The organism is Candidatus Zixiibacteriota bacterium, assembly GCA_034003725.1.
In the GTDB taxonomy this organism is placed as follows: domain Bacteria; phylum Zixibacteria; class MSB-5A5; order GN15; family FEB-12; genus WJMS01.
On record JAVEYB010000004.1, the window covers coordinates 257,565 to 282,515 of the forward strand.

20 protein-coding genes are annotated in these 24,951 nt (G+C 61.0%); 2 read left to right on the plus strand and 18 right to left on the minus strand.

Annotated features, from left to right (window positions below; genetic code table 11):
• Positions 1 to 27 precede the first annotated feature (27 nt).
• The 5 genes from RBT76_07170 to RBT76_07190 form a co-directional block, all read right to left on the minus strand.
• Positions 28 to 969: a SufD family Fe-S cluster assembly protein gene (locus RBT76_07170; GenBank protein MDX9857551.1), complete on the minus strand. Its 942-nt coding sequence runs from the start codon at positions 967 to 969 to the stop codon at positions 28 to 30.
• Complete coding sequence (locus tag RBT76_07175) at positions 966 to 1,706, minus strand: ABC transporter ATP-binding protein (GenBank protein ID MDX9857552.1); 741 nt, start codon at positions 1,704 to 1,706, stop codon at positions 966 to 968. The genes RBT76_07170 and RBT76_07175 overlap by 4 nt, the downstream gene beginning before the upstream one ends.
• 122 nt (positions 1,707 to 1,828) lie before the next feature.
• The gene (locus tag RBT76_07180) at positions 1,829 to 3,256 is read right to left on the minus strand and encodes an NAD(P)/FAD-dependent oxidoreductase (protein ID MDX9857553.1); all 1,428 of its coding nucleotides are present in this window, start codon (positions 3,254 to 3,256) and stop codon (positions 1,829 to 1,831) included.
• A 34-nt stretch (positions 3,257 to 3,290) separates the two neighbouring features.
• Entirely contained in the window at positions 3,291 to 4,289 is a 999-nt protein-coding gene (locus RBT76_07185) for an aldo/keto reductase (GenBank protein MDX9857554.1), read from the minus strand.
• Positions 4,290 to 4,323: 34 nt separating this feature from the next.
• Positions 4,324 to 5,058: a protein-L-isoaspartate(D-aspartate) O-methyltransferase gene (locus RBT76_07190; GenBank protein ID MDX9857555.1), complete on the minus strand. Its 735-nt coding sequence runs from the start codon at positions 5,056 to 5,058 to the stop codon at positions 4,324 to 4,326.
• A gap of 160 nt (positions 5,059 to 5,218) precedes the next feature.
• On the opposite strand from RBT76_07190, the gene RBT76_07195 reads away from it, so the two are divergent.
• Positions 5,219 to 9,280 carry a translocation/assembly module TamB domain-containing protein gene (locus RBT76_07195; protein ID MDX9857556.1) on the plus strand — a complete coding sequence of 1,354 codons (4,062 nt, stop codon included), beginning with the start codon at positions 5,219 to 5,221 and terminating at the stop codon, positions 9,278 to 9,280.
• The gene (gene bamA / locus RBT76_07200; GenBank protein ID MDX9857557.1) at positions 9,277 to 11,067 is read left to right on the plus strand and encodes an outer membrane protein assembly factor BamA; all 1,791 of its coding nucleotides are present in this window, start codon (positions 9,277 to 9,279) and stop codon (positions 11,065 to 11,067) included. Before RBT76_07195 ends, bamA begins: the two co-directional genes overlap by 4 nt.
• A 16-nt stretch (positions 11,068 to 11,083) precedes the next feature.
• Here bamA and RBT76_07205 read toward each other — a convergent pair whose 3' ends face one another.
• The 13 genes from RBT76_07205 to RBT76_07265 all read right to left on the minus strand — a co-directional run bounded on the left by RBT76_07205 (position 11,084) and on the right by RBT76_07265 (position 24,940).
• On the minus strand, positions 11,084 to 11,704 hold the full coding sequence (locus RBT76_07205) for a hypothetical protein (protein MDX9857558.1): 621 nt from the start codon (positions 11,702 to 11,704) through the stop codon (positions 11,084 to 11,086).
• A gap of 46 nt (positions 11,705 to 11,750) precedes the next feature.
• Positions 11,751 to 11,990 (minus strand): hypothetical protein, encoded by a 240-nt coding sequence (locus RBT76_07210; protein MDX9857559.1) that lies wholly within the window; start codon positions 11,988 to 11,990, stop codon positions 11,751 to 11,753.
• Between the two features lie 279 nt (positions 11,991 to 12,269).
• Positions 12,270 to 16,520: a sigma 54-interacting transcriptional regulator gene (locus RBT76_07215; GenBank protein ID MDX9857560.1), complete on the minus strand. Its 4,251-nt coding sequence runs from the start codon at positions 16,518 to 16,520 to the stop codon at positions 12,270 to 12,272.
• Between the two features lie 349 nt (positions 16,521 to 16,869).
• Entirely contained in the window at positions 16,870 to 17,517 is a 648-nt protein-coding gene (locus RBT76_07220) for a TusE/DsrC/DsvC family sulfur relay protein (GenBank protein MDX9857561.1), read from the minus strand.
• A 40-nt stretch (positions 17,518 to 17,557) separates the two neighbouring features.
• Complete coding sequence (locus RBT76_07225; GenBank protein ID MDX9857562.1) at positions 17,558 to 18,031, minus strand: hydrogenase maturation protease; 474 nt, start codon at positions 18,029 to 18,031, stop codon at positions 17,558 to 17,560.
• A gap of 13 nt (positions 18,032 to 18,044) precedes the next feature.
• The gene (locus RBT76_07230; GenBank protein ID MDX9857563.1) at positions 18,045 to 19,334 is read right to left on the minus strand and encodes a Ni/Fe hydrogenase subunit alpha; all 1,290 of its coding nucleotides are present in this window, start codon (positions 19,332 to 19,334) and stop codon (positions 18,045 to 18,047) included.
• Positions 19,324 to 20,103, minus strand: a complete 780-nt coding sequence (locus RBT76_07235) for an oxidoreductase (GenBank protein MDX9857564.1) — start codon at positions 20,101 to 20,103, stop codon at positions 19,324 to 19,326. Before RBT76_07235 ends, RBT76_07230 begins: the two co-directional genes overlap by 11 nt.
• 1 nt (position 20,104) lies before the next feature.
• Complete coding sequence (locus tag RBT76_07240; protein MDX9857565.1) at positions 20,105 to 20,974, minus strand: FAD/NAD(P)-binding protein; 870 nt, start codon at positions 20,972 to 20,974, stop codon at positions 20,105 to 20,107.
• On the minus strand, positions 20,952 to 21,419 hold the full coding sequence (locus RBT76_07245; protein ID MDX9857566.1) for a cyclic nucleotide-binding domain-containing protein: 468 nt from the start codon (positions 21,417 to 21,419) through the stop codon (positions 20,952 to 20,954). Before RBT76_07245 ends, RBT76_07240 begins: the two co-directional genes overlap by 23 nt.
• Positions 21,420 to 21,453: 34 nt before the next feature.
• A complete protein-coding gene (locus tag RBT76_07250; GenBank protein ID MDX9857567.1) occupies positions 21,454 to 22,572 on the minus strand; it encodes a 4Fe-4S dicluster domain-containing protein in 1,119 nt (372 codons plus the stop codon).
• 137 nt (positions 22,573 to 22,709) lie between these two features.
• Positions 22,710 to 23,426, minus strand: a complete 717-nt coding sequence (locus RBT76_07255) for a queuosine precursor transporter (GenBank protein MDX9857568.1) — start codon at positions 23,424 to 23,426, stop codon at positions 22,710 to 22,712.
• Between the two features lie 61 nt (positions 23,427 to 23,487).
• Positions 23,488 to 24,042 (minus strand): sigma-70 family RNA polymerase sigma factor, encoded by a 555-nt coding sequence (locus RBT76_07260; protein ID MDX9857569.1) that lies wholly within the window; start codon positions 24,040 to 24,042, stop codon positions 23,488 to 23,490.
• A gap of 154 nt (positions 24,043 to 24,196) precedes the next feature.
• Complete coding sequence (locus RBT76_07265; GenBank protein MDX9857570.1) at positions 24,197 to 24,940, minus strand: sulfite exporter TauE/SafE family protein; 744 nt, start codon at positions 24,938 to 24,940, stop codon at positions 24,197 to 24,199.
• Positions 24,941 to 24,951: the final 11 nt, after the last annotated feature.

Here is a 24,951-nt window from a genome sequence, read left to right on the forward strand (position 1 = left end):
GTCACTGCCCGCCGGCCGTTTCATTTACTACCGGCTCAGCAGCCCGTTGATAATAATCTCCACCGCGTCGTCCTCCGACAACCCCCGCGACATCAGCGTCTCGAGTTGTTTGCTGTCGACACTGCCGATCGCAGCCTCGTGCGTGACGTGCGCTTTGGGGTGACGAACATCGACAATCGGTACGGCGGTGGCGATGCCGTCGTCCTGGACGATTTCCTTACAGTCGACATGACCGCGCGCATACGCGGCGTTGGCAATCAGCTTGTTGTACACCTCCGCCCGTGCTTTTTGTCGTACCGCGATCTTTGACGTCAGCACGCCTTTGGCCTTTTCGCCGACGAGGCTGGCCGTCTCGCTTATCTTGATCACGTCGTCCGCGCGGCCGCTGATGCGCGCTGACATATCGAGCAGGCTGCGCGCCTCACAAACGGCTTCATAATCGATATCGATAAGCCCGACCCGCCCCTGTATCAACTCGAACTCCGTCTGGAACAACCCGTCCGGAGCAACCTCCACCCTGGCTTTCGGGTACACCTTCACTCCACCCGCCGGACTGTGAACGTGTTTCTCGAAATATCGGTACTCGGCGCCTTCGCCGATTCGTATCCGCGCCTCCATGATGTGCTGCACGTCGACGGCGAACGGAAACACACAGTGGGCCAGAAGGGATATTTTTGCCCCGCGTTCGACTGACACGTCCATGTTGATTCGCTGGACGCCACGTTCGGGAGTCATCCCGAAACACAGGTGCACCGGCTTGGCGACGATCGTTCCCGCCGCCAGTGTGATGACCGCCGAAATCCCGTCGCTCAGCTCCTCCACATCGACCTGCAGCCCCGGAACCGCATGTAGTCCCATGACGCGGTTTTCGTTAACCACTAGGTGGGCAACCTCGGGATCGTCCAGTTCATGAGGATCGCGGCCCGAGTGCACGTACAGGTCGTTGATGACATTCAGTTGGCTGCTCATGGGCGTTCTCCCAGACCATAGAGCTCCGGGACATTCTGGTGGTCGCAGGGAATGCATTTGTCTTCGAAATAATGGCGGATTTTGCCGACCGTCCCTTTATCGACCACCTGGCCGTGGCACATCAGAAACGCGTGATCGGCCTGATTGAGGACGGCCAGACTGTGTGTGATCAGAATAACCGTCGTCCCCTGCTCTTTGAGCAACCGCACGGCGTCGAAAATTCGCTCGATCGACTCGATATCTATCCCCGAGTCCGGTTCATCGAGCAACGCCACTTTCGGCTTCATGGCGAGAATCGATCCCAGTTCGACCTTCTTGCGCTCGCCGCCGGAAAGGGTCTTGTCGACCGCCCGCCTCCGGTAATTGTCCGGGTTCAGGCCGACCTGAGTAAGGATTGCATCGACATCGACTCCGTTTCCGTGCGCCGACGCTTTTATGAAGTCGGCGATCCGGAGTCCCTCGAATCGTGCCGGTTCCTGCCAGGCCAGCGTGATGCCCTTGCGGGCGCGCTGGTCGATACCAAGCTCCCGGATAGAATGCCCGTCGAATTTAATGTCCCCCTCGATATCCGTGTATCCGCTTAGCCCGACTATCGTGGCGGCCAGCGTTGACTTTCCGGCGCCGTTGGGACCAACCACCGCGTGAACGTGACCATCCCAGAAGTCGACAGATACGTTGTTCAATATCGGCTTGCCGCCCAGCGACAGCTTGAGATTCTCGAGTACCAAAAGACTCATCGTTCGTCCTTTCCACCCTTCAGCCGGTACCAGCGTCGATTCCGGGAGACTTCCCGTCGGCGAAGTTCCAATATACGCCAAAATCGCGGATCAATTGCACCTTTTTTGCGGGAGATCAGCAACTATCGACCGGCGAGATGACGCAGGGCCGACCGGGCCGCGTGATATCCGCACATCCCGTGGACCCCGCCCCCCGGCGGCGTCGAGGACGAACAGAGGAACACGCCGTCCAGCGGCGTTTGGTACGGATCGAACAGCGAAACCGGGCGGGCGAACAACTGCCGAATGTCCTGAATCCCGCCGTTTATATCGCCGCCGACATAGTTGGCGTTATGCGCCTCGAGATCCGTCGCCTTCATCGTGTGCCGTGCCAGTATCGTGTCGCAGAATCCCGGGGCGAACCGCTCTATCCGGCGCTCGATCCGGGTCGTCATGTCCTCAGTCGACCCGTTGGGGACGTGGCAGTATGCCCACGCGGTGTGCCTGCCGACCGGAGCGCGGGTTGAGTCAAAAACCGACGGTTGTGCGAGCAATACGAACGGCCGCTCCGGTGTTTTGCCGTTCCACACCGATTGCTCGGATTCGGCGATCTCCTCCAGTGTCCCGCCGATGTGAACGGTCCCGGCGCGCCGGCACCTTTCATCGGCAAACGGCACAGGTTCCGAGAGCGCCCAGTCAATTTTGAACGCGCCGGGACCGTAGCGATATCCCTCGAGGGCCCGTCGATACCGCGATGGCAGTCGCTCACCGGCGATCGACAAAAACTGCCTCGGCGTACAATCGAGCAAGACGATGCGGGCGCGGGGAATCTCTGCAAGTGAGCGGATCTGTCGGCCGGTTTCAAAGTCCACGGACAAGGTGCGCGCATAGGCGGCAAGAGAGTCAGTGATGGCTTGCGCGCCACCGCGCGGGAACGGCCAGCCTGCGGTGTGCCCGGCTGCGGCGAGCACGATCGCCACGGCGGCGCTGATGGGAGCGTCGAGCGGAAGCATGGAGTGGGCCGCCAATCCGGCCACGAGGGCGCGCGCCTGCGTGCCTCGAAAGCGCCGGGCCGCTAAGCCGGTGGCGGATTGCACCGCCAAACGCGCGAACCGTAATACAGGGAGAAGTCTTCCGGGGACATGGAGCGGCGCAAGCAAATCATCGACCAGCCCGTCCCACTGTGCGACTATCGGCACCATGAGCTGTCGGTACGACTCGGCATCATTGCCGAGCTGCACCGCCGTTTGCATGACATCTCCGACAAGAACCGCACAGGTCGAGTCGTCGACCGGATGCGCGCAGTTGATCTCCGGATAGACCCATGATAACCCGTGTTGCTCCAGCGGCAGCGTCCGGAAAAACGGCGAACCAACCGCCAACGGGTGCACTGCCGAGCAGATGTCATGATGGAATCCGGGAAGCGTCAGTTCGCCTGTTCGCGCACCTCCCCCGAGCGTCGCGGCGGCTTCGAGCACGATGACAGACAGGCCCTGTTGGGCCAGATAAATCGCAGCGGCAAGTGCGTTGGGGCCGGAACCGATCACGGCGGCGTCGTACTGCGTTTTCATCGGTGTGCCTCGGCGGCCATGATGATGAGCCGCTCTACAGGGCGGGCTTTCGACGAGTGGGCGGCGCCATGAACTCCGGACCGACCGGGTTCGATATAGTCTCCTCCACGATTTGTTCCGCCGCGCGTAGAGTGTCGGAGTCGAGCGACCACCCGATAATGTCGTCGATCGGGGCGAGCTGTTCGGGCCGACGCGCACCCCAGAGCGCCACATGGGCGCCACGATCGAGAATCCACCGCACCGCCAGATGTATGACCCGTTTGCCGAGTCGATCTCGGGCGAGTTGATCCAGCCGCTCAACGGCCTGAAGATACTGCCCGTAGCGAGGCTTCCTGAACTTGGGATCGTACCGGCGCAAATCGTCTCCGACAAACGCCGTATCGGCTCTCATCCGGCCGGACAACAATCCCCGGCAGAGCGCACCGTAGGTAAGCAGGACAACGTCGTTGTTCCGGCACCACGGCAGCTCGTCGTCTTCGATCCCCCGCTCGAACAGGTTGTACGGCGGCTGACAGAAATGCAGTGGGGCGTATTGCGAGAATTCGGCCATCAACTCCGATGAGTAGTTGCTCACGCCAATGGCACGGATTCGGCCCGATTCCAGAAGCTCGCGCATGGTCCGGGCCGTCTCCTCAACTGGAACCAGCCCGTCCGGCCAGTGCACCTGATAAATGTCGATGTAGTCGGTCTTGAGGCGACGAAGAGATTCATCGATCTCGTGCCGTATTCTCTCGCTCGATCCGTTTCGAGTGACTTTCCCATCCTTCCACTCGAGGGTGGCCTTGGTCGCCAGTATGACTCTGTCCCTTCCTCCGGGCTCTTCGAGCGCCTTGCCGACAATCTCCTCGGCACGGCCGAATCCATACACCGGCGCCGTATCGATGAGCGTGATGCCCTTGTCTATCGCGGCGTGAATGGTGCGAATCGACTCTTGCTCATCCGTGCCGCCCCACATCCAGCCGCCGATAGCCCATGTACCGAGCCCGATGCGAGGAATCTCCTTGCCGAACAGATCAAATCGAAACGTTTCCATTGCGTCTCCCGGCGAACTCGGGACCTTCCGCCGACTACTTTGTTTTTTTCTGGGCTTCTCCGGTCATCGGGACAAAGAGCACGTCGGTTATCTTCCGCGTGACGAGCTTTCCGTCGACCCTTGTCACCAGCAGCAGTTCCTGCCAATCCTCGCCCACCGGGATCACGAGTCGCCCCCCCTCGGCCAGTTGGTCCAGCAACGGCTGGGGGATTTCTGCAGGTGCAGCAGTGACCACGATCACATCAAAAGGAGCGTGGTCCGGCCAACCGGCATAGCCGTCGCCGCTTCGCACCGTGATATTGTCATAACCGAGGCTGTCGAGCCGCGATGCCGCGACGAGCGCGAGCGAATCGACTATTTCGATCGTGTAGACATGTGCGGCCAGCTCTCCGAGGATCGCGGCCTGATACCCTGAGCCGGTGCCTATTTCCAGAACAGTGTCGTCGGGACGGGGATCGACCAGCTGCGTCATGAGCGCGACAATGTAAGGCTGAGAAATCGTCTGTCCGGCGCCGATCGGCAGCGGATAGTCCTCGTACGCGTGAATGCGAAAGGCGCTGTCGACAAACAGGTGCCGCTCGACTCGCTCGAATGCGCCAAGCACCCGTTCATTCGAGATTCCGCGAGGCGCCAGGTGCGACTCGATCATATCCTTTCGCAAGCGCGCCATCGTTGAGTCGGCCTGCGCCTCGGCGGTGATGCCCGCTTGTACGCCTACCGCCAAAGATGCCAGAATGCACGCGACATATTGTACCGAGCGCTTCTTCATGCTATAATCATGGTCGACACGGGCGGTTCTGTCAAGCCATACTCGGCGGGGCACACCTCGTCCGGTATAATGATAAAAAGCGGTGAAACGCGCGTAAGTCTCAGTCATGTGATACAGGGATACGTCGAAAGAGAGTCCGGTTAATCCGGTCCCCCGGTTAATGCTCAAAAAGCTTGCAAAATACGCGGCACTCGGAGCCGGTGCACTGCTGGTGATGGCAGTTGCTGTCACCGTATTCCTGTCGCTTCCGCCGGGGGAGCGATGGTTGAAGTCTTTCGCAGCGAACCAGCTCGAGACGGCGCTCGGTCGATCCGTCGCTATCGGTTCGCTCGAGACTGACGTTTTCTCGTCGACCGTACTGCGCGACGTGCGAATCGACGGACGCGGCAATGACGACCGCTTCGGCTCTCTATCGGTGGGACGGATCGACCTCCAGTACCGAATCCTCAGCGTTTTATCCGGCAGGTTTACACTCTCATCGATTATCATCGATTCCGTCCATGTCGAACTCCTTCGAGACAGCGGCGGTACGCTTATTCTTCCGTTCGAAAGCGTCGAAGATTCGACCGCTGCCCCTGCACCGCCCGAAGACGATGCCGGCGCCCTGAAGCTTCCGGTCATCGTTGAACAAGCGACAGTGTCGGCGCTCACGATTCGCTACCGAGACATACCGATGGCTGTCGACTGTGAACTGCGCTTCGGTTCGCTTTCCGTCGTCTATGACGAAGCCGACAGCTATCTGTGTGAAATCGAGCTACCGATCATCACTGCCGGTATCGACAGTATCGCGCTACCATCGGTCGCCGCGTTTACTCGGATGATAGTGTCCCCTGATTCCGTGCTGTTGGACACGCTGCATGCATCTATCGGTGGCTTGAATGTCGACGCATCGGGCACGCTGCTGCTCGCTGCGGATACGTCGTTTGCCGCATCGATGACCGTTCGCGGCCGCACCGATTCGCTGCTCCAGCCGCTCACACGGTACTTCGGTCTCCCGACCGTGCAGCCGTCCGGTGATCTTGATGTTGTTGTTCAGGCCGGTGGCGATCTGCACTCGCCCAAAAGCGACGCCGTAGTAAGCCTGCCGGCGGTCACCGCAGGTCCGGTGGGGATTCGGCAGTCGAATCTCCGCCTGTCATATGCGTCCGACACCCTGACGATTGATACGATTCACGTGCCGACACTGGGAGGGACGGTTGCCGGCCGCATGACGATTGTGCTGGACAGCGTCGTGCGCGCCGATGCGGGCCTCTCGTTCGTCTCGATCGACGCCGCCGAGCTGTGGGGAGCCCTGTATGACGGTCCTTCACCATACCGTGGGCGGCTCGACGGGTCCATCACGGCATCGCGTACCGGTGACGGCCTCACCGATATGACGGTGCAGGCGCATATCGGGGGCCGCGAACTCGCGTTCCGTGAAACGGCGTTGCCGGACCTGAACGGAACGGTCGATCTTCGAGAGGGCAATCTCTCTGTGGCAATCGAGCTGGACGAGCTGTCGCTGACAGCTCAGACTACCATCCGCGACCAAACCCTGGACGGCCGCTTCGCATGGAACGTGCCGCGACTGGATATCGTTGCCGGACTGGCAAATCTTGCCGAGGTGCGCGGAAAACTGGGCGGCTCCGGAACGATCGCCGGTACAACCGACCATCCGCAACTGACGGCCGACATCCATGGCTCGCGGCTTTCTTACCGATCATTCCCGGTCGACACGCTCGCCGCCGATCTCACGTACGGCGACAGCGGACTGACTGTTCGGTCCTTTTTTGTTGAGGGCGTGATCGACTCGATCGATGAAAGCTCCCCGCCCTTTGGTATCGACTCCCTTCACGGGAGTGTGGCGTATTCGGCCACGGCCCAGGGCACGGTCGACCGCCCGACGGCACGAGCGCGGGCCGTACTCAAATCGTTTCACTACGGCTCTTACTCCTTGGATTCGGCGATTATGGCCGTGCGACTGGACAACCGCACCGCAGTGCTGGACACGGCCGCCGTTTTCGCGCGGTCTCTCAGCCTCTCGTTGTCTGGTTTCTGCGATCTGGACAGCCTCGTCGGCGCGGTTGATCTCCGGCTGGCAGACAGCCGTCCCCGGGATGATGGTGCAGATTCAGACGACGGCGTGACTGTCAAAACTATCGATGCCGGGTGGGTCGTAATCGACTTCAATCTGGCCGATTCCGCCGCGATTGCTGTCGTTGCCCGTGGTGAGAGGATCTCATTAGGTGCGCTCGCCGTCGTCAGTGACTCTCTCCCCATCGACGGCACGCTCAGTTTCGAAGGAGCCTTCCGCGGATCACTGCAGCGACCCGATGTGGAACTTCTCGTTTCTGTTCATCAACCCCGGTACGATGCGCTGTCACTCGACTCAGTCACGTTTCGCAGCACCCTCTCACCGGAAGCGCTCACGATTGACTCATGTATTGTCGACGGCCTCGGCAAACGGTTGACCCTGGAAGCGTCCGTCCCGCTCAAGCGCGATCGCGACGGTATGCCGTCAATCGACCAGTCCGGAGCTATCCGCGCCGAGATATCAACCCGTGACTTCGATCTGAATGCGCTCACGCCGTTCATCGGCGAAGGACGCGCCCTTGATGGCCGCATGTCGATTGATCTTGCGGTTGACGGTAGCATCGACCATCCTCACGTCTCAGGTACGGTCGGCGTGCAGGACGCCTCACTGGTCGCTGCGCCGGGGATGGATACGCTGTCCGACATACAGGTGAACCTCCAACTGGCTGATTCGATACTCCTGGTCGAACAGGCCCGGGCGCACATCCGCCGCTCCCCGGTGGCTCTGAGCGGGTCACTGATGCTTCGAAGCGATACCACGCTGGACCTTTCCCTGTCGTTTGAAACCGAGCAGTATGGCGGCCTGACGCTCAACGGCTCAGTCGCACGGAACAGCCTGGAACTTCTTGCCCAGTCCGATACCCTTCGCCTTGAACCCTTCCGCTCTTTCCTTCCGGAGATCGATACGATCGGAGGGTACCTGATCTGCCGGATAACGGCGTCGGGCTCCCTCGACCGACCGGCCCTGAACGGGTTCCTCTCGATCCGCGATCTTGCGGTCAAAGCCGCACTGCTGGATAGCGCCATAACCGACGGGACGGCCGACATCACGTTCACACGCGACCAGGTCGTGATAGACACGCTCTCCGCGCACGTCGGGGCCGGACGCATGTGGATGAGCGGCTGGCTTCGTTTCGACGACAGCTCCCTTACATCGGCCGACGTCCGCGCATATGCACGAGGCATTACCGCTTCGAGCGAAAAACTCTTCGCTTTTGGCGTCGACTCCGCAGATATCCAGTACGCGGGATCCGCGGGCTCATTCACGCTGGGGGGACCGGTCGCGCTGGCGGAGACGCGGTTTGTCCGTAGCTTCGACCTTACCGACGTGGTGGCGTGGCTGAAGTCAGTCGAACAGGTCGAGCGCACGGCGTCACCCTGGCAGCGCAACACCACGCTCGATATCCGCCTTCGTAACTCCGGTCCGCTCTGGATCGACAACAACCTTGCTCATATCCGCCTGAGCACGGGTGTCGGCATTGTGGGCTCGGTGGCTGATCCAAACCTCACCGGGCGCATCAGGATCGAGGAAGGCTACATCCTGTACCTGGATCGTGAATTCAATATCGTACGGGGAGTGGCGCTGTTCTCGGACCCCGCGGCTATCAACCCCGATCTCGATTTCGCCGCCACCGCCGAAGTGACCGGGTATTCCGGAACGTCAGCCATCACTTACGTGATCGCGCTCGAAGTCACGGGGCCGCTCGATCAGTACCAACTGCGTCTTACGTCGCCGTCCCACCCGAACCTCTCCCGGTCGGACATCATTTCCCTGCTGACGGTCGGCGCCACGCGCGAGCAGCTTACCGGTCGGAGCCAGCAGGATGTTTTGGTCGACCGCGCCGGTGAGCTGGTCAGCCGTCGCATCGCCGGATACGCCTCGCGACAGATCGAGGAAGCATTTGGACTCAGTGAAGTGTCGGTACAGGGGAATCTGTTCGATTCGGAGCGCGACGGCGGGGCTCAGGTACTGGTGTCCAAACGTCTGTCCCAGCGCGTCAAGGTCACCTATTCCACGAGAGTCGGCGGACGAAATGACCAGACAATCAGGCTCGACTACCGCCTGTCCGATCGCTGGTCGGTCGAAGGGGAGACCAGCCAGACCGGCGAAGCGGTCCTGAATATCAAGTATGGACTGAGGTTCAAATGACGCGGCTGTTGTGCATCATCGGAGTGATTGTCGCCGGCGTTTCATCCGGTGTATCGGCGGCGCCGCAGCGGCAGGACCGCCCGAAAGTGCGAATCGTCTCGATCGACGGAAACTCGTTGTTCACGGACGACCGGCTGCTGAAACTCATGGCCACCCGCCCTCCCGGCTTCCTCTCCTCCACCCGTTATCACGAGGCGCTGTTCAATGACGATCTCGACAATGTCCTCGCGTTTTATCGGGGCCACGGGCACCTCGATGCGTTTATCAGCGATACATCCGTGACCCTCGACAGTGCGACCAACACGGTTGACATCCGGTTTGCGCTCGACGAAGGCCCGCAGACGACAGTCGAGGCATTCGCCGTCTTCGGCAACACCGTATTCGCTGACTCGACGGTCCTCGCCCGTATCCCGCTGAAGCCGGGTGATCCGTGCAGCCCGGTCGCGCTGCAAAACGGAACGCTCGCGGTGCTTCGCATGTACGCGGACACGGGCTATCTCGATGCGCGCGTCGAACCGGCAATGAAAGTGAACGAGTCCACACACCGGGCGGTCATTGATCTGGTCGTCTCAGAGAATCGGCAGGTGACGATCGACAGCGTCCTGATCGCGGGGCTGGACATGACGAACGAACACGTGGTGCTTCGCGAACTGGAATTCGGGGCCGGCGACATCCTGTCGTACGGCAAATTGCTGCAGGCGCAGCGACGGCTCTACCTCACCGGGCTGTTCGAGAGCGTTTTCGTACGGCCCGACGGAGCGGCGCCGGGGGCCGCCAACCGACGCAATGTCGTCGTCGAGGTGACTGAGTCAATGTATGGAGAATTCAACGTGGCCGCCGGTTACGGCTCGGTGGAGAAGCCGCGAGTCCGCATCGAGATTTCACATCGAAACCTCGCTGGAACCGCGCGTCAGCTCGGCGGCCGTATCGACGCCAGCTTCATCAAACAGGGTATCACCGCCTCGTTCACCGAACCACGGACTATCGGCTCCCGGTGGCGCACCGACATAAACGCGTTGTTCGAACTGCAGCAGGAACCCAGCTACGATCTCACGCGGTACGGCTGGCGGGCGGCAATAGGCCGTTCCGTGCTGCAGAACGGCACGCTCACGTTTACCTATCGATTCGAAAACACCTCGTTGACCAAAGTCGAGGCGCTTGACTACCCCGATGATATCGATCCGCGGATTCGGAGTTTGTCGGTCTCGTTCGCGAACGATACGCGCGACGATCCGTTTGATCCCCGGAGGGGCAGTCTTGTCGATATTCGTGCGGAGCTGGCGGGCGGCTTTCTTCGGGGAACGAACAGTTTTGCCCGAACCGAGATGAATGCCAAGCGCTACTGGCCCGCCGGCCGCTACACGACATTCGCCAGCGCCGCACGCGTCGGATGGCAGGATGCGTTTGGATCGTCGGGCGACATTCCCATCAGCGAGCGGTTCTTTGCCGGGGGACCCACTGCCCTGCGCGGCCTCGAGTACCAGAGAGCCGGGCCCGTCGACAACCTCGGAAACCCGCTCGGGGGCAAATTCATCTTTGTCTGGAATGTGATTGAGGTGCGCCGAATCATTTACAAGGTGCTCGGTGCAGCGCTGTTTCTCGATGTCGGCAATGTCTTCCCCGCGATCACCGACTTCTCGATCGGCGACCTGCGGGCCTCGGCCGGTCCGGGCCTTCGTGCCGGCACGCCGATCGGGATTCTCCGCCTCGACTGGGGGATAAATCTCGATCGGAAGTCGGGCGAACCCGCCGGTCAGGTGTATTTCAGCATGGGGCACGCCTTCTAAAACCGAACGGCCGCGTCTATTCGATGGTCACGGTGGCGATCGATTCCAGCGCCACCGCCGACGGTCGGCCGTCCGGGTTGCGGTCTATCAGGCACCAGCCGTCGCCGAACTGTATCGATGGTTTCTCAATTGTGTGCCACTGATCGCCGCTGCCGCCCTCCGACCGAAGCAGACGGATCGGGCGATTCGCCTGTATGGCGGCGAGAATCAGCGCCGTTGTTGCGAGCCGATGTACCTGCTCGCGATCTAGTTCGTCGGCCCGGATCGTCTTGTCCATCGCGTGCCACACCTCCTCCAATGGCAGGCTCAAGCGCGAGAAGACTTTCCGCGATAGCTGGGTCAGCGCCTCCTGGTATGCCTCGGGAAGCGTGCTGCCGAGCACGCGCAGGGCAAGCACCATCAGTACCTGCTCGTTAATGTCGAGATTCCCCATCTCCACATCGTCTTGCCGGTTGAGCTGATAAGCCCGGCTCTCCCGGTCGTAGTAGATGGGGATGTTCGCCTCGGACAATGTGTTGAGATACCGGTAGGCGGTTCTTTCCGGAATCTCACACACCCGCCGAATGGTTTCCATCGATACTCGCTTGCGCGAGTAGAACAGGTTGAGCAGTATCAGTAGTTTGTCGAGCTTTTTCATGTGTCCTCCCGTGACGGCCATCGGAGTTTCCCTGCGGGCGTCTGTGCTACAGTGCCAACTGCCCGGCCATGATCAGCAGCAGATCCCAGGTGTCCAGCTCCGAATCCTCGTAGTTAGCTAAGGTCAACGTATCCGGCTGTCTGAGCGTGTCGGTTCCGATTGGTGGCTCCGGCCTATGGCCGTCGGCGAATGACGAGACCGGCGCGAGCGTGTTGCCGATCATCCAGGCGACCAGCAGAACCATGGCGTAGCCGATGATGCGTGATGCGATTGAACGGTCGTACATGGCGACCTCCTATGCCGCGTGTGACATGGTTTGGCGTCTCGTTGACTGCCATGTCACGCAGCGTGCCCAAGCCGTCACAATTCGATAGGTCGCGTAACGCCGTGCGGTATAAGAGGATATGCATGAGGATATGGTCCCGGACGCTGCCGTCCCTGACCGGGAAACTGACCGCTTGTGGTCAGCGTGAAGAAGCGTGTGTTGTGCGGGTAGTACTTAAAGAAACCGCGCCTGACCACTTTGGCCGGTGCGGGAGCGATTGTGGCTAGCCACTCGCGCCGGCTACAGGTGATACCGCTTCATGCGGCGGCGAAATGTCGTCAACGGAATACCGGCAGCGCGGGCGGCGCGGGAGATATTGCCCCGGTGCGTTTCCAGACGATGTCGAATGAACGTGCGTTCCTGGACCTCGTCCAGACCCTGAAGCTCCTTCGAAGGTATGCCCGCACGATGGCTGGCGACCGCAACATCCCAGTCGGCCGACCGCAGCGCGTCAAGCATCACCTTCCGCGAACGCTTCGGCGCGTCGACCACCTCGGGACGGCGGAAATCCTGCAGCGCTGTCGGCAGGTCTTCGAGGCGAACGTCCTTGCCGGGCCGCATCAAGCAGCACCGTTCGATGACGTTTCTCAATTCGCGGACATTGCCCGGCCACTGGTATCTCATGAACAGGTTCATGATCCCCTCGCCGATTCGCGGCCGGTGCGACGGCGTCGGCGAGAACTTCTCGAGAAAATACGCGGTCAACGGAGCGATGTCTTCCGTGCGTTCTCGGAGCGGCGGCAGGACGATGGTCATCTGGTTGATCCGATACAGCAAATCCAGGCGGAATTCCCCGGTCGCGACCATCTTCTCCAGATCGCGGTTGGTTGCACATATGATGCGTACATCGCAGTAATGTGTTCTCGGATTCCCGACCCGTTCGTACTCCCCGGTCTCGAGCACGCGGAGTACCTTTGCCTGCATCGCTTTCGACATGTCACCGACTTCGTCGAGCAGCAGTGTGCCGCCGTCGGCCATCTCGAATCTCCCGAGCCGACCATCAACCTCCGTTACCGACCGCCGGGCGACTCCGAATAACTCCGCTTCGTACATCGTTTCCGTCACCGCCGAACAATTGAGTTTGACGAACGGCCGGTCGGCGCGGCGGCTGAGCCGGTGCACCAGATCGCAGAACAATTCCTTGCCGGTTCCGCTTTCGCCCTGGAACAACAGCGGCGACCCGGTCCGCGCCAGCGTCTGCAGCCCCTCCAGCAGCGCGCGGACTTTCGGGCTTTTCGTGATGATCTCCGGGCCTGCGCCCGTCCTCACGAGATCCTCCGTCAACTGCGCCGCTTTCACCGATACCGTCCGCACTTTTTCGACCGCCCCCAGAATCACCGACAAAAAGTTGCTCAGCGCGGTGACAAATGTGAAATCGGATTCGTCGAACATTGCCGGAATCGTGTGGTGGTCCAGATACAGCGCTCCCACCAGTTCTTCGTCCGACCACACCGGCACGCACAGCACGGATCGGATATTGTGGGCGATTATGCTGCGGTAGTCGCGCGTTCGTTCATCGCGCATCGCATCGTCGATCAACAGCGGCGATCTCTGCTGCGCGACAAAAGCCGGTATCGAACGGCTGAAGTCCGTTATGTCCTGAAGGCTCTGCAGATCGCAGTTGAGGGAGGTTTTGATCCGGAACTCGCCCGTTCCGGCTGCCTGCAGCAACAACACGCCGCGTTCCGCGCCGGTCTCGGTTGCGGCAAATCGTACAACTTCCTGCAGCGCCCGCTCGTAATTGTCGATCCGACGCAGGATGCGGGATATATTCAAAAACGCCTGCAGGCGACCCGCCGCCAGTGTGTCGCGCTCGCTCGTCCGGGTCAGGTCAGGCTCGATCGCAGCCGTAAACACCCTGTTGTCCATCGCGTCCGCCAGGTGCCTGGCCTGCAGATAGAACTTGTGCGCCACCTTCGATTCCGCCCCCGCCGCGTACAGATCGGCGATACGGCGGCAAATATGCATCGCCGCAAACCGCCGCCCGTTCGCCATCAGGATCTGGTACGCGCGCTTCAGATCCGGGATGGCGTCCGTCGGCGTTTCCTCCGGAACTTCGCATATCCCACGCAAGAGCGCGGTCGCCTTCATGACCGGTTCACCGGAAGACTCCATCACGGGAAACGCGTCCGCCGCGATACTCAGCGCCTGCCGCACGGTCGAACGATCGCAGTACAGAATCATAAACAGCAGCAGCACCGCACCGTTGGCATAACACCCCGTGCGGAGTAGCAGCGACAGCGTCGCGAGGTAATCCTCGTCGCTCCCCTGCTTGTGCTCCACCAGCGCTACGACGAGTTGGCGGTAGTACGCCTCCGCGCGCGCCGGAACATCTTCGCATTGCTCGGCAAGCGCCACCGCCTGCTCGGACATGCGTCGGCACCGATCATGGCGCCCCCGGTACAACTCGAGATCGGAGAGGTTTGTCAGCGTGTTGTTCCACTCGCGAAACGATCCCGCCGGCGACAGTATCGAGAGCGCGTGACGGAGATGCGTCTCCGCCTCCCGGAGTTTCCCCCAGAACAACAACAGACAGCCCCTCGACCAATAGTACTGCGCAAGACGACCGCTGGTCACCTCAGTCGCGAACAGCGAGCGGAGGTCGCTCAGTGACGCCTCGCCACGCTCGAATTCAGACAACCGTGCATACAGGGCCGTCAGCGAAAGATGCAGGGTCCCGAGAAACAGCCGGGTGAGCGGTGTGACGGCAAGTCGAAGCGCGCGCTCTCCGTAGCGAATGGCCTTCCCGTACCGGGCTGCGTCCAGCCCGAGAATACACAGACTCGTGTACGCGCTAAATAACACGTCGGTGGATCCCGCCCGTCTCGCTGTCACCGCCGACAGAATGGCATGCAAGCGTGCCTCCTCGTGCTTGCCCATGTGGCTTTTAACGGCAGAGCACGTGAGATGCACTTTCGCCACCAGCTCGAGATCGCCGATCTTTTCCGCCTCCTCCAGCAGCAGACTAAGGTCTTTGTCGGCCTTCTGCGGCTGACCGAGCGAACCGTCCAGGAACGCCCGCAGCCGTCGAAACTCCAGCTTCCAGGCCGTTCGTTCCCCCGGACCAAACTCCCCTAATACGCGGTCGACCAGTTGCGATGCGCCGGCCGACTCGCCGACCGTCGCCGCAATTTGCACCATTGCCCTGCACGCCCGGTAGTACCGGTCGGACCCGGCCGCCAGCACGCCCGACGCTTCCCGGAAACACGCCAGCGCGTCTCCGGACCGCGTGAGCAGAAGACACAGTTCACCGGCCTCGATTAGTCCGTCGGCACGCAGTTCTGCCGACACTGCGACGTTTGTTCCGCGAGCGTGGTCGAGCGCCGGACTCAGGCGCAGATAGGCGCGAAGTGGTTTGTTTTCTGCTCTCAGTTTCCGCGCGTCCTGAAGCGCATCGGAGAGGTCAACCGACTTCTGCAGTTCCAGGTGTTGTCCGTCGTGCGACGCCACCGCTTCAAGGGCGCCGTAGAGCCGCTCGTACGCCTTATCCGGGGCGGAGATATGCCACGAATCCGCCAGGTGGCGAACTTCCGACTCGCCAACGAACCGCCGGGCGGCGACAATCGTCCTGCGGCGCGAACGGCCAAACGCACGATCCAACTCCTGCAGCAGCTCGTCGGGAAGGCCCAGGCATCTCTGCCCCTTCAGGAATTCCGACGGTCGCATCAACCCGGCCGCCAATCGACTCCGGACTTCGTACAGCCGCATGATCAGCCCCGACGCCAGCACGCACTTCTCTGCCGACCGAACGGCTGCGGCATCCACAGCCCCGGACCGTTCCACCGCCCCCAGCAGCCATGTCGGGCGGTCCAGCGCATCCGGCTGCGTAAGCTGCTCGGACAGCGTCGCCAGCGCCTGAACGCGCGGATGATCCGGCGGTGCGTCGGCAAGACAGCGGCGCACAAGAACCCCGATCGAGTAGTTGTCGGATTCCGGACTCACCCGTTCTCCGGCCGTGATCTCGGGCGCCATGTATTCGTACGTTCCCACAATCCGCCGCTCGAGATCGGCATACGCCGGCATCAGAAAGTCAAAATCGATCAGACGCACCGACGCCGCATTGTCATCGGACGAAACGAGAAAATTCGATAGTTTGAGATCGCAATGGACCAGACCCAGGCTGTGGAGCAGATCGACCGCCGCACAGATGCCCGTCAGGCTCTCCGGGAATCGACGCCAGAATGTCGCCGTCGTGAGCACCTGCCGGTGCGCATCGTCAAGCCAGGGATACTCCGCGAATTCCCGGCCTTCGAAGAACCCGCGGCTCTTCGCAGTGATGAGCAGCCGCGAGCGGAGTATTCGCTGCTGCTGATAGGAATGATACAAGCGCTCGGCGGCCACCTGCCCGCCCAGCGGCGAGTCGGGCCGCGAGAGTTTGAGAAAACACTTTCGGCCGGTCGACCGGTGTACCGCCAGCCACGCCTCGCTGATCGGCGTCTCCGACAGACGCTCGATCAGATCATAGTCCGTGACGGTTACGCGCTGCTCCATACTCCTGCACGACGTCCCTCTGAGACTTCGGTCGGTTTCGTCTCAATACGCGATTTTCGACGGACAGGACAACACCGGCTCCGGCGCTCGTCGCATGCAGGCTGTCCGGCAAAGATCGCTCCTCCCATCCACGCCGGATACCGCAGACAACTCCCCCGTGTATGTCCGACGGCACGGTTAAACCCGCGTCCGTTGCCGCCGCTATTGAAACGGTCACATCCCGGATTATCAATGTAACAGGATATTACCGTCGGGTCAACTCCGGCCGTTGCATACCTCGGGCCGGTTTGATGCAGCGACCGGCGCGCGATCGGGAGGCACGCTAGTTCGACATCGCCGACCCGGTCGGTTAGTGAACTCGAAGACCGGCCAGCTTGACCGCTCCGCGGTGATAACCGGTGGGAAACAACTGCTCCAGTTCATCGAACTCCAGGCTGTTCGCCTCGCACGTCTCGTATATGGTCGGGACCCGACCGGAAAGCTTGTATTGCTGCCGGAGCCAGAACAGGATCTTCCAGCATGAATCCGACAGCATCCCCATGCCAAGCTCCGCGGCTTTTCCCACCGCGTAGCTCTCGTCCCAGCTGTTCGGATCAATCAGAAAGCCAAGCGCGTCCACCTCGTACGCTTGCCGATGATCTCTCGGTCCCGGCAACTCGTCGAGTCGGTCGCCGGCTCCCGGCGGCGCCTGGCGATACGTGATACCGGCCAGCAGACACGCGCCGCGCAAATATCCCGCAGGGAATAGCAGACGAAGATCGGTCAGGCGGAGGTCGTTCATCTTGCACGTCTGATACACCAGCGGACAGCGGCCCAACTCCGCAGTCGTCTCCCGAATGAACCGGATGATCTGCCAGTGTGCCTCCGTCAACCCCTCGGACAGACCGGCCCGTGGCGCCGATATCCTGGCGAATGACTCGTCCCACTGGGAAGAATCCAGCAGAAAGCCGGACTCATCGACAGGGTATACTTTGGTGCCGTCTGTTACCGTGGGCACCTCACCTCCCACTGTTGCGCGAAGGCGACCGCGAGCGCACTCAGCGCGATTGCGGCCCGATCGTCCGCAGGATCTCCTCGGTCACGCGACGGGCCGATTCGACGACCGCAGGACTGAGACCTGGCCCCATCGAAAAGTCCTGACCTTCGATCCCGTATACCGTCAATTGACGGGGAAGACGACCGAGGGCGCGACCGAGCGCAATCGATGTGGTCACGCCGAAGCAGTGAGTCGAACAGGCTCGAAACAAATGCTCGGGGATTTCGTCCCGTAACCCGTCGTACGAGCATATGTGCCCCGGCTCCCGCCCGGAAACGGTGCTGTCGACCAAAATCGCCCGCATTGCGCCGTCCCACGCCTCAACCGCACGGGTGCCGTCACCTATATCGGTCACTACCTCGATATCATCACGACCCAACGCGGCAACCTGCTCCCCCACCACCGGCCCGACCCCGTCGTCATGCCGATACGAATTGCCGATCGCTATCAGCACTGTCTTGTGGCGATCCGCCATATGATGACGTTTCTCAGTCTTTCTCGATCTGCAATTTCAAAAAGTGGCACGAGCACGAAATGCACGGATCGTAGTTCCGAACAGCCTGCTCGCACTGCCATGTCAGCTTCTCAGTCGACAGGTGCAGATTCTTTTCGACGAATCGGCGCAAGTCCTCCTCGATCGCCTGCTGATTCTGGCTGGTCGGCGGGATAATCCGCGCCTCCTGAATCAAGCCGTCGGCGCCAATGCGGTATCGATGATACAGCAATCCGCGCGGCGCCTCGCTGCAACCGTGTCCGACTCCAGTCCGTGGAACGACTTCGACAAACGGACGGTCGGGCGGCTCGTACTGCTCTATCAGCCGGAGCGCCTCGTGACACGCAAACACCAGTTCAACCGAGCGAACGATGATGCTCTTGAACGGATTGCGACACACCTCCCCTAACCCGGCCTCGCGCGCCGCCTGTCGGGCGACCTCGGGAAGTTTGTCGAAATTGTTGGCGTAACGAGCCATGGGGCCGGCCAGATAGTCGCCCCGCTCGATTACCTTCGCCTGGAGTGAGGTCGAATGTTCAACATGAATCTCTTCGAATGTATCCAGAAACCGGCTTATCGGTATGTCAATCCCCTTCGAGGAAACGACATGCCCCTCGGTGAACGGATATTCGTCGGGATGTCGCATCGAGACGAATTCATAGTCCCGCTCGAAGTCGGGAAACGGCAACTGCGCAGTCCAGCCGACCGTTGCAAGCGACGTCTCCAGCGCCCATTTCAGCGGATCGACAAACTTCTGCAACTGCTTTTTGGTCGGCGCCTTGTAAAATCCTCCCACCCGGGTGTTGATGGGATGAATCTCGCGGCCGCCGAGCGCGATCATCAGGTCGTTGCCGATCTTCTTGAGCTGGAGCCCCTGTTTGACCGTCTCCGCATGATCTTTCGCCATCTGGATGGCGTCCTCGTAGCCGAGAAAGTCCGGGGCGTGAAGCATGTACACGTGCAGCGCGTGCGACTCGATGTATTCGCCGCAATAGATGAGGCGGCGAAGCGCGCGGAGTTGACCGTCAACGGTCGCACCGCAGGCATCCTCCATCGCATACGACGAACTCATCTGGTATGCCACCGGACAGATGCCGCAGATGCGCGCGGTGATGTCGGGAGCCTCGGTGAAATAGCGTCCCCGCATAAAAGCCTCGAAAAAGCGGGGCGGCTCGAATATCCCCAGCTTGGCCTCCACAACCTTGCCGTTCTTGATCCTGACCAGCAGCTTCCCCTCGCCCTCGACACGCGCCAGGTAATCGACTTTTATCGTCTTACTTATCATAGGCTTCGCTCTGCTTTCGGAACGGTTCCGCGAAGGCGTTGAATCCCCGGAACGCCCGCATAACGTCGGCGGGTTGACGATCGAGGGTAAACAGCCAGTTGGCCATCGCGTCCGTGTTGGGTGTTTCCTTGGGGCCAAAGCAGCCGTAACAGCCGCGATCGAAACCCGGACATAGCGCACCGCAACCGGCCTGTGTCACCGGACCGAGGCACGGGACGCCGGTCGACACCATCACGCACACATTGCCCGTGCGCTTGCACTCGACACAAACGCTGTAGTTGGGAATGTTCGGCTTCCGGCCGTTGAGGAACGCGTTCACCACCTCGACCAGGTGGTACTTGTTTATCGGACAGCCGCGCAGCTCGAAATCCACGAAAACGTGGTCGGCGATCGGGGTCGACTTGTTCAGCGTCTCGATATATTCGGGATGCGCGTACACCATTGGAATGTACCGGCGAACGTCGTCAAAATTGCGGAGCGCCTGGATCCCGCCGGCCGTGGCGCAGGCGCCGATAACAATCAAAACCTTCGATGACCGGCGGATCTTATGGATACGCTCGGCGTCATGCGGCGTCGTTATCGACCCCTCCACCAGCGATATGTCGTAGGGACCCTTCTTGACGGCGCGCGACGCTTCCGGGAAATTGGCGATCTGAATCACCTCCGTTATCGCAAGCAACTCGTCCTCGCAGTCCAGAAGCGACAGCTGACACCCGTCGCACGACGCGAACTTCCAGACGGCCAGCGATGGTTTCTTCGGTTGCGCCATATTACATCTCCCTCTTGATGAAGATGTCAGCGAGGCGGTCGTAGCGATACACCGGCCCGTCCTTGCACACGAACGTCGGACCTATCTGGCAATGGCCGCACAGGCCGATTCCGCATTTCATGTTACGCTCCATCGACAGGTACATGCAGTCCGCCGTCACGCCGCGCTTCTCGAACTCGCTGACCGTGAAACGCATCATGATCTCCGGGCCGCACACCATCGCAAGACAATGCAGCGGATCGAACGGCGACCGCTTGATCAACTGGGTCACCACGCCCACGTTGCCCCGCCATGAACCGGACGCCCGGTCCACCGTCAGGTGTGTTTCAACGTCGAACCGCGAACGCCAGTGCTCGAGATCCTTGCGGAACAGGATATCCTCCGGCGTCCGGGCGCCGTACAACAACACCACTTTCTCGTACTTCTCCCGGTTGGCAAGGAGGTAATAAATGACCGGGCGAAGCGGTGCCAGCCCGATCCCGCCGGTCACCAGAACGACATCGCGCCCCTTCGCCTCATCCACCGGCCAGCTTGAGCCGTACGGTCCTCGCACGCCGATGGTCTCGCCGGCCCTCAACTGGCGCATCGCCCGCGTTACCGTCCCCACCTCGCGCGTCGTGTGAACGAGCGCCCGGGGTTTCGTTGGATCTCCCGATATCGAAATCGGGACCTCGCCGACCCCGTACACGTACAACATGTTGAACTGCCCGGGGGCAAAACGGAATTCCCGGTCCCCGCCGAGCGGCTCCAGCTCCAGCGAAAACGTGTCGTGCGACTCCGTATAGAATCGCCGGATAAGAAACGGCCGCGTCAGCATCGGATCCGCGTCACCGTGCAGGGCCGGCAGTTCACTTTTTGTTTTGGTTGCCATATACATCCAGCAGTTGCAGTCGGGTAGCTTCCAGTCGCTCGGCGATGACCAGCGCAAACCGCTTCATGATTTCATAGCCGAGATCGTGATCTTCCTCACACTTCGTGCGCAGACACTTGCCGTCGAGCGCTATCGCCCGCGTCAACTCGACCGCCCGGGCGTCAAAGTGCCACTTGTACGGCGGAACCAGCCAGGACCAGCCGAAAATCTCCCCGGCCTCACGGGACCGAATGATCACCGGCCCGGTATGCGGGGCGTGTGTCTGCACGTGCACCCGGCCCTCACGAATGAAATAGAAATTATCCGCCGGCTCGCCTTCTCGAAATACCCACTGCCCCTCTTTGAATACGACGTTCGACGCGCACCCGACCAGCAGCGAGAGATGCCGTTTTTCGAGTCCCTCGAGGAACGGATGTTCCTGCAGGATTCGCTCCAGATTCTCCATACTCGTCATCCTTATCTTTCGGTTTGCCGACACCTTAGCGCTGCGTCTGCACCGCGCGCGCCTCTTCGGTAAGGTCGATCCCCACCGGACACCAGGTGATGCAGCGCCCGCATCCGACACAGCCGATCTCCCCGAACTGGTCCTGCCAGTAGGCCAGCTTGTGCATCAGCCACTGGCGATACCGGGAATAGTCGCTGGCACGGATACTGCCGCCGTGGATATAGGAAAAGTCTGCCGTGAAACACGAGTCCCAGCGACGCACCCGGAATGCCTGTTCCCCCGTCAGCGCCGTGCCCTCTTCTACCGTAACGCAAAAACAGGTTGGACACACCAGCGTGCAGTTCCCGCACGTCAGACAGCGACCCGCCACCTTCTCCCACTGGGTGCTGTCGAAGCCCTTGTACAGAGACTCCTTCAACCCCTCGACATCAAGGGTCCGCCCCATCTGCCGGGTCGCCTTATCGACCGCCTTGGCGACATCCGCAATCTGCTCCGCACTCGCCGGCGACACCGGCAAACGACTCAGCAGCGCCGAACCCTGCTCGGAACCGCTCTCCATGACGAAATAATGCTGCTTTCCCTCCGCAAACTCGGTCAGCGCCAAATCATACCCGTCGCTCACCCGCGGCCCCGTCTTCATCGACGCGCAAAAACACGTGCCACCGGCACGGGTGCAATTAACCGCAATGATGAGCGCGTTTTGCCGACGCTCGCGATATGCCGTATCGACAAACGGTCCTTTCAGCAAAACGCGGTCCTGAATGCGAATCGCCGCCAGCTCGCAGGAGCGCACCCCCAGAAACGCCTGCTTCGGCGCTCCCCCGTTCTCGGCTGCAATATCAAATCGGTTCCCCTCCCGCTGGGCCCGGTACAGCGGTCGTGACGGCGGGTACAGGTACGTCTTCCAACTGAACGGACCGTGCACGTACCCAAAATACGACTTACGCTTCCCGTGGGTCAGCCGGTAACGGCCGTTACTCTGCTCGTCCGTCCACCCTTCCGGCAATTCGTCTGCCGTGTCGATCGGCTCGTAAACAACCGCGTTGTCTCGAACCGTCGGCCCGATAATCTGGTATCCCAACTCGTGGAGGACGTCGAAGAGCTTCGGAAACTCACCGGCCGCGAGGATTGAAACTGTCGGCTTGGTCTTCATAGGCAGATATTGTGATTTATTTCACAAGCCCTCGCAAAAAAAGAGTTTGTTGGAGATTATATAACTTTTCTCCCGCCCGATGTCAACAAAATAGTGCCGATTGTCTACGCTTCCCGCCCGTATCCCGATGTCATCCCCTACGTCCGAATCGAAAACGGCGTGAAATCGGTATCGTAATCGAAGTAATCCTCGCGCTCCGCCCGTTTGAGAAACGCCACGACCCGGTACGTCAACGGCGTCGCGACCGCTTCCCACAATACCTTCAGCGCGTAATTGCCGAGCATCACACCGATCACCTGCTCATTGCTCCACACTCCCAGGAACGCGACCGGATAGAAAATCGCCGAGTCTATCCCCGTGCCGACCACGGTCGAACCGATCGTTCGTACCCAGAGAAATCTCCCCCTGGTGAGAACTTTCATCTTCGCCATCACATACGAATTCGCGAACTCCCCCACCCAGTATGCGAGGATCGATGCCAGCACGATCCGGGGCGTGGTTTTGAATACCGTCTCCAGCGCCTGCTGGTGGGGCCAGTCCTCGGCCGCCGGCAGCGACAACACCACCCACGACATCGCCGACGCAAACACCAGCGCGCCGAATCCCGCCCACACGACTTTGCGGGCGCGCGCATACCCGTACACTTCGGTGAGAACGTCGCCGAACACATAGCTGATCGGGAAAAAGAGAATACCCGCGCCGAAATCGAATCCGTAAAACGACCAGATTTTCGACGGACCGATCAGGTTCGCGGACAGCAGGACGGTCACGAAGACCGCCATGATGAAGTCGTAGTACTTGAACTGCCGCGGCACGCCGCGGATCGCGTCAGACTGTGCGTCAGATGCCGGCATGGTCATATTGATACGTCCGGCCGCGTGCTCGCATGGTGCAACCGAATGGACACCGCCCGGGTCACCCCTCGCCCAACTGCACGCTCAACCAGGCGCGCGCGAGGCGCCAGTCGCGACGCACGGTCGCCACCGACACTTTCAGCACCTCGGCCACCTCTTCGTGCGTCAGGCCTGCGAAGAAATGATACTCGACAACCTTGCTCTGACGTTCGTCGTGTTCGCGCAGTTTGTCGAGCGCCTGGTCGAGCAGAATCAGCTCCTCCGCCCTCGCCTCGCGCTGCATCAGTTCTTCATTGAGGGTGACCACCGGCTGTCCCCCGCCGCGCTTTTCGGCCTGCCGGGTCCGGGCATAGTCGATCAGGATGCGCCGCATCGCCTGCGCCGCAATCGCCATAAAATGTGCCCGGTTCTGCCACGTGACGTTCCGCTGGTCGACCAGCTTGAGATACGCCTCGTGGACGATAGCCGTCGCGTTGAGCGTGTGATCCGACCGCTCCCCCCGCAACTGCCACTGCGCCAGCTTGCGAAGCTCGTCGTACACCAGCGGCAAAAGCGTATTCACCGCCGATTCGTTGCCTTCCGATATTTTGTTCAACAGGACAGTGACGTGTTCCATACGGACGCTTTCGTGTGTGCTTCTCCGGCCTGACCCGCACAACATACCATCGCGCCTGACCGGGGCACAAGAAAGAATTTATCGGTCCACATTGACTATTAACCGCCGGACGGATCGGCGCAGTCGGCCGCATGCCGCCGGCCGTGTCCGGATCTCACTGACCCGACGAATCCGCCGCCGGCTGCGACGGGTGACAGCACTCCATCGTGACCTCGTGCTCCGGCGTCGCCACCATCTTCGGACTGATCATGGGAATCCCCAGCGACAGTCCGCGCAGGATAAACAACGCCGCCAGCACCACGATCCCCGCCGGGACCAGCTTGTATAACCGGCGCTTGATTGACACGCCGATCAGCGTGCCGAAGATCGCCGTCGCCAGCAGCGCCGGAATGGTCCCCAGTCCGAACATCGCCATATACGCCGCGCTCTTCAGCGGCGCCGCGGTCGCCAGCGCTCCGGCCAGCGCCACGTATACCAGTCCGCACGGAAGAAACCCGTTCAGCACCCCGATCCCGAACAGCGCGACCACCGATCGGCGTGCCTGCAGCGCCCGCCACAATCGCCGAAAGGTGCCGAGAATGACGCCGTGCAGACGCGCCCCGGTCAGGTACTGACCGTACTTCGATGGCAAAACCACCGCCAGGAGCAAAACGACTCCCAGGACAATCGACAGGACCTGCTGATACCCCGCCATCCGGACCGTTTTTCCGACAAATCCGCACAGCAGCCCCAGAAACGAATACGTAAGCACCCGGCCGAGATTGTAACCCAGTCGTCCGAGCGCGTTCCGGAGTACGGAATCCTCGGCTGCGGGCAACGCCAGCACGATTGGGCCGCACATCCCGACACAATGCAGGCTACCCGCCAACCCGATCACCAATGCCGTCCACAGTTCCACCGTCACTCCTT